Origin of the sequence: Limnohabitans sp. (assembly GCF_031538885.1) — a bacterium.
In the GTDB taxonomy this organism is placed as follows: Bacteria; Pseudomonadota; Gammaproteobacteria; order Burkholderiales; family Burkholderiaceae_C; genus Limnohabitans.
Genome location: NZ_JAVKLW010000123.1, coordinates 1 through 5,186, shown reverse-complemented (window position 1 = coordinate 5,186; position 5,186 = coordinate 1). Strand labels below are relative to the sequence as shown.

The following is a 5,186-nucleotide window of genomic DNA, read 5'->3' as shown; positions in this document are numbered from 1 at the left end:
TTGGTATCGTTCTTCTCGGCTGAGGTGCTTGTACATTGGGCAACTTCGACTTGGCGGTTAAAGCGGCCATGATGCTCTCGCATCCTCAGCCACCTATAACCAGTTCATCTTTGTTGCACTTCGTCCTTGAATCCGCCTGCTTTTTTCTGCGCAAAGCAATGAATTAGGATGACCCTTGTTATGACTGTCTCCAAATTTCCCGCTCTCCATTTTCCGTTGCCCGCAACAGACCGCTATTTGGCTTACAGCGCGGCAGGTGATGCCAACAACCCACATGTGTTGCTGTGTTTGCCTGGCCTTTTAGAAACACGCGCCACGTTTGACCCGCTGTTGCAAATGGCCGAGGGGGTGCGTGGGTTGCGCATCATCAGCCTTGATCTGTGCGGGCGTGGTGATTCCAGTTGGTTGGCCCAGGACGAGGGCTATACCATGCAGGTGTATTTGGCCGATACGGTAGCCTTCATTCGGCAAGTGGTCATGTGTGCAGACGTACCTGTGACGCGCTTGGACGTGATGGGCACCAGCATGGGTGGCATCTTGGCCATGTATTTGGTTAATGAAGCGGGTATCCGTATTGATGGTTTGTATTTCAACGACATTGGCTTGAACTTGCCTTGGATGTCGATTTACGGTTTGTACGACGGCATGAAGGTGGAGGGGCGCTTGCCCGAACCACAGGTGATGGCCACGCAGTTCAATGTGAGCTTGGGCGCGGTGATGGCGGCGCAGTCACCCTCGCACTTTGATTTGCCGTATCGCAAAAATTGGAAGGGCATGAAGTTTGCCCATTTGGTTAGCCGTTTCAAAGGCGCGGTGCGCTTGATATATGGCAGTGATTCAGGCGTGTGTCCGCCCGAGCAAGTGCGCGTGATGCAGAGCGAGTTGCCGCAGTGCCAAGTGCTGGAAGTCCAAGGCGCACACCACCCTGTGCCCTTCACGCCGCAGGTGTGTGCGTTTGTGTTGCAGGCGCTCAGTCAAGCGCCGGTGGCCGTTGAGTCGGCCGCGGCCAAAGAGCGCCGCGAAGAAAAAGAGCGTGGCTTTTGGCCTTGGCTCAAGCAGCGCTACCGAGGCGCCAAAGCGAAGTAACTTCCTTGGCGCGGGCGGCGTGCAGGGCGGCGGCCTCGTCGGTGGCTTTGCTGTGACGTGGTTGGATGTCGTGGCGGCCCAGCAGTTGCAAGCCCGCTTCGCTGATCCAGCAGAGCAGTTCTTCACGCGTACGCAGGCCCAAGTGCTCTGCCAAGTCCGACAAGATGAGCCAGCCTTCGCCATTGGGCGCGAGGTGCGCGCACAAGCCGCTTAAAAAACCGCGCAGCATTCGGCTGCCCTCGTCGTACACCGCGTGCTCGATGGGTGAGCTAGGGCGTGCCGGCACCCACGGTGGGTTGCACACGATCAGCGGTGCAAGGCCTTCAGGGAATAAATTGGTTTGCACCAATTCCACTTTATCGATGCGTTGCAAGCGTTTCAGGTTCTCACGTGCGCAGTCGATGGCGCGTGGGTCTTGGTCGGTGGCGACGATGCGTTGCACACCGCGTTTGGCCAGCACGGCAGACAACACGCCCGTGCCTACGCCAATGTCAAAGGCCAAGGTTTTGTTGGCGATGGGGGTGTTGGCCACCAGATCGACATACTCGCCACGCACGGGCGAGAACACACCGTAGTGCGGGTGGATGCGGTTGTTGGGTGCGTCACCCAAGGCGACTATTTCCACGCCATTTTTGCGCCACTCGTGCGCGCCCACCACACCCAAGAGTTCGCGCAGTGACACCATGCAGGCTTGGCCGTTGGCAGAGCCCCACGCTTCGGTGCAGGCTTGGGTCAGGTCGGGTGCGCGGCGCAGGGGGATGGTGTAGTCACCCTCTAAGGGCACGATGACCATGGCCAAAATGCGCGCACGTTGGCCCAAAGCGAGGCGGTGTGCATGGAAGGCTTGCACGGGTGTGACGCCTGCTTCAGGTTTCTTGTTTTTCTTTGGCTTGCGCTCGGTGCGTCGTGCCAAGGCTTGCAGCAGCTGGCGCGCGTTGTGAAAGTCACCCTGCCACAGCAAGCCCGTGCCCTCGCAAGCGAGGCGGTAGGCCGTATCGGCAGAGAGGCTGTCGTCTGCGGCCACCAAACGGCGAGGCGCCGCAGCACCGCTTTCGGCGCGCCATGTGGGTAAGTTGTCTAGAGGGGCGAGCATGGCGGCATCATAGAGGGCGATGCCGTTGACGTTTGACGCTGCGACGCGATGTTTAAGGCGTGTTGAATTCCCACACAGCACCGATTTGCCAGCGTTGGCTTTCGGGTTCAACCCAGTATTTGCCACCCATTACAGCCTCGTTGGAATCGGCCAAGTGGGTGTAGCGGACAAAGGGTTTCAATGAGCCGTCGCCATTTGAAGACGGCACTTTCATGCTGACTTGTGCATATTGACCACGGTGTTGGGTGTTGACAATGTCGTCATAGCCTTTGCTCGCCTCCGACAACTTGGAGCTGTGCCTTCCGTACATCAGCAAGCCCGCATCCAACTCCCACACGTCGCCACTGGCCCATCGCACCGGCAACCACAGTTGCACAGCGCTGCGCTCATAGCCACCAGCTCCTGTGCTGCTTCGTCCGCGCAAGTCATTCCACAAGGTGTGAACAGCCACGCCTGACGAGAAGCCGACTTGGGGGGATGTGCTGCCGAAGAGGGGAAGCAAACCACGCCAGCGGGTTTCGATATTTGTTACCCCATTGATACTGCCACTTTCTGTGCTGGTGTAGCGCTGTTTGCCAAGGAACACATCGCCTTCTAACTGGGCCTGCGGCATGGCGTGCCAACCTGTGATGCGTGGATGCAAACCCATTTCTGCTCCTAACAACTGCATGAGGCCAGGTTCTTGGTATCGATTGACGCCCGCACTGAAGCCTATGTGTGTACGCATGGTTTCTGCGGGTGTGCTTTGACACCAAGAGCTGGTTGCCAGCATGCACAGGCAGATGCCTGTGATGCTGCGTAGATGCGTAGCCAATGTAATTATCTTGTATCGATGCTTACGATACGAATGATCGGATTGTCTCGCCCTGTGAGGCGCGTTGCATCTGGTGTAGAAGCTGTAACGGTCGCTGATAGCAGACCACCAGCACCAATCGCGTAAGCAATGATCTCGACAGATGCTTTGCCGGTCAAGCTCACGTTATTGTTGTTTGGGTCCGTGATTTGAATGGAGCCAACTTTGCTTTCAAACGGAATTGCGGTATAGCTACCGTTTTGACCGTACTCTTTTTCGAAACATGTAATTTCGTTGGTGTAATTTAAGCCGCTATATAAGCAAATTTTTGCAAGCGGAACGGGGGGCGGCTCAACCGCAGGTTCTGGTGCAGGTGCACCTGGAGTTATAGGTTCTATAGCGTTTAACAAACGATAGGCACTGGCGGTTAAGCGCAAGGCAGGGAGTGTGACTGCTGGACTACCCACTGTTACGAACACAGCGGTTGCACTGGCTTTTTTTGAAGTCAACGCAGTTTCAATTTCCGCTACTGTCGCCGTAGGTTTGGCGCTGTACAGCGCTGCCACACCACCCGAAACCAAGGCCGTGGCAGGAGATGTGCCTGCGACTTTTTCCCAGCAGTCATAGCCGATGGAGGGGTTGGTGAGCCATGAAGACGGGCACAGTGCAGGCAAAGCGTAACTTCCCAAAAGATCGCCCCCAATAGCAAGAATCTTGGTTTGACGGCTGATGTTGGCGTAGCTGGCCAAGCCACCTGTTTGGTGGAGCAATTTGGTCGCTGAGACGCTGACGGCGTTGCTTACACAAGCTGGAAATGCGATGGCATTTTTGAGGCCCGCGTTGCCCGTGGCCACAATGGGCAGTACACCTTGGGCGCGCAAATTGGCGAAGGCTGTTTTGAACAAACCGCCGACGTAATCGTTGTCACATGCCGCGGTGTAACTGCCGCTACCCAAGCTCACGTTCATCGCCACGATGGGGGCTAATTTGTTGTTGCGTCGGCGCTGTGCTTCGCTGGTTACCCATTCGACGCCAGCCAACAAGTCACCCATGGACGAAGTTAATCCGTTGCCATTTTGACTAAAGACATTCACAGGCAAGATTTTCGCTGCAGGTGCAATGCCTTTGACGGCGCCCTGTATATCGTTACTAATGGGGCGAGGATTGCCATAGCTCATGCTGGCCGCAGCGGCCATGGCGGTGCCGTGGCTGCAACCTGCTGTGACGCCTGCATCACGGCCGCCCTTCCATGTGTCCGCGCAACTGCGACCTGCTGTGGCGGAGCTTGTGTCTGTGCTTTTCCCGTTGGGACACAAGCTGTTGCCGCCGTTGTTGCCCGTGGAGAAGCATGCGCCCGGCAAAACTTTGCTGCTGCCCAGGGCCGGGTGACGCTCTTCGACGCCCGTGTCCATGATGGCAATCACTTGTCCTGTGCCATCGGTCTTGGCTGTGCCGATGGTGGGTTGAGCGGTGACGCCGTCGAAGCTTCTGTTGATGGTTGCAACGATGTTCTCTTTGCGCACATTGCTACTCCACTGACTGTCCTGTGTCGACATTGGAATATCAGCATACACGCCCGCCACGCCTTTGATCTTGGACAGCAAGCCCAGTTCGCAGGCGTTGAGATCAATACGTACTGCACTGCCTGATTTTGGTGTATGAGCCTCATTGACGCGTGTGGCTAATGAGCTGCTAGAGCAAGTGGCGTTGTTGCGCTCTGCTGCGGTGAGCGAGGGCGTCACGTTTTCTTCTAGGGTTTTTAAGAAGTAGGCTTGTTGTGCGGCACGTTGCTCTTCTGGCGATTGAGTGGTGCTGGCACCCGCAGCGGCTGCGTCGCTGCTGTCCAACGCGACGAAGACAGAGACGGTCTCTCCTGTGTTGGCTGGCGTGATATTTGCGACCTGCGCCGCCACAATGGGGTTGGGTGTGTCGCTGAGGTTAGCGCTTGTTCCACCGCCGCCGCAGCCAGCGAGAATGCAGAGCAAAAAAATTGGGGTGAAAGTGCGTAGTTTCAAGTGCAACATGGTGCTTGAGGCGTCATCATTGACGACGTATATATAGTTGAGATAAATATATGGCGGATTCAAGGACGAAGTGCAACACGCTTTAACGAGGCATGGAATACCTCGTGAGGTGTCTTGAATCCTAGTCGCTTTCTGGGGCGGTGATTCAATCGGTTTTCAATCATAGTCAATTCCTCATCCGTCACGGTTT

Annotated in this window: 4 protein-coding genes and 1 pseudogene; 1 reads left to right on the top strand and 4 read right to left on the bottom strand. The window is 56.3% G+C overall.

Translation table 11 applies throughout. The features are described 5' to 3' along the window. Positions 1-180: 180 nt before the first annotated feature. Positions 181-1,086, top strand: coding sequence for an alpha/beta hydrolase (locus tag RMS03_RS09820; protein WP_310626887.1), 906 nt, complete (start codon positions 181-183; stop codon positions 1,084-1,086). Here the strand turns inward: RMS03_RS09820 and RMS03_RS09815 are convergent. The 4 genes and pseudogenes from RMS03_RS09815 to RMS03_RS09800 form a co-directional block, all read right to left on the bottom strand. Next, positions 1,052-2,179, bottom strand: a complete 1,128-nt coding sequence (locus RMS03_RS09815) for a class I SAM-dependent methyltransferase (RefSeq protein ID WP_310626886.1) — start codon at positions 2,177-2,179, stop codon at positions 1,052-1,054. The two genes, RMS03_RS09820 and RMS03_RS09815, sit on opposite strands and share 35 nt — an antisense overlap. Positions 2,180-2,231: 52 nt before the next feature. Next, the gene (locus RMS03_RS09810; RefSeq protein ID WP_310626885.1) at positions 2,232-2,906 is read right to left on the bottom strand and encodes a hypothetical protein; all 675 of its coding nucleotides are present in this window, start codon (positions 2,904-2,906) and stop codon (positions 2,232-2,234) included. 92 nt (positions 2,907-2,998) lie between these two features. Beyond that, positions 2,999-4,996 carry a S8 family serine peptidase gene (locus RMS03_RS09805; protein WP_310626884.1) on the bottom strand — a complete coding sequence of 666 codons (1,998 nt, stop codon included), beginning with the start codon at positions 4,994-4,996 and terminating at the stop codon, positions 2,999-3,001. 59 nt (positions 4,997-5,055) lie between these two features. Then, positions 5,056-5,186: pseudogene (locus tag RMS03_RS09800) on the bottom strand (IS30 family transposase); the annotation flags it as partial.

Excerpts from the sequence above, each read along its gene's own strand:
- RMS03_RS09820 (WP_310626887.1), top strand. The coding sequence starts at position 181 with ATGACTGTCTCCAAATTTCCCGCTCTCCATTTTCCGTTGCCCGCAACA.
- RMS03_RS09815 (WP_310626886.1), bottom strand. The coding sequence starts at position 2,179 with ATGCTCGCCCCTCTAGACAACTTACCCACATGGCGCGCCGAAAGCGGT.
- RMS03_RS09810 (WP_310626885.1), bottom strand. The coding sequence starts at position 2,906 with ATGCGTACACACATAGGCTTCAGTGCGGGCGTCAATCGATACCAAGAA.
- RMS03_RS09805 (WP_310626884.1), bottom strand. The coding sequence starts at position 4,996 with ATGTTGCACTTGAAACTACGCACTTTCACCCCAATTTTTTTGCTCTGC.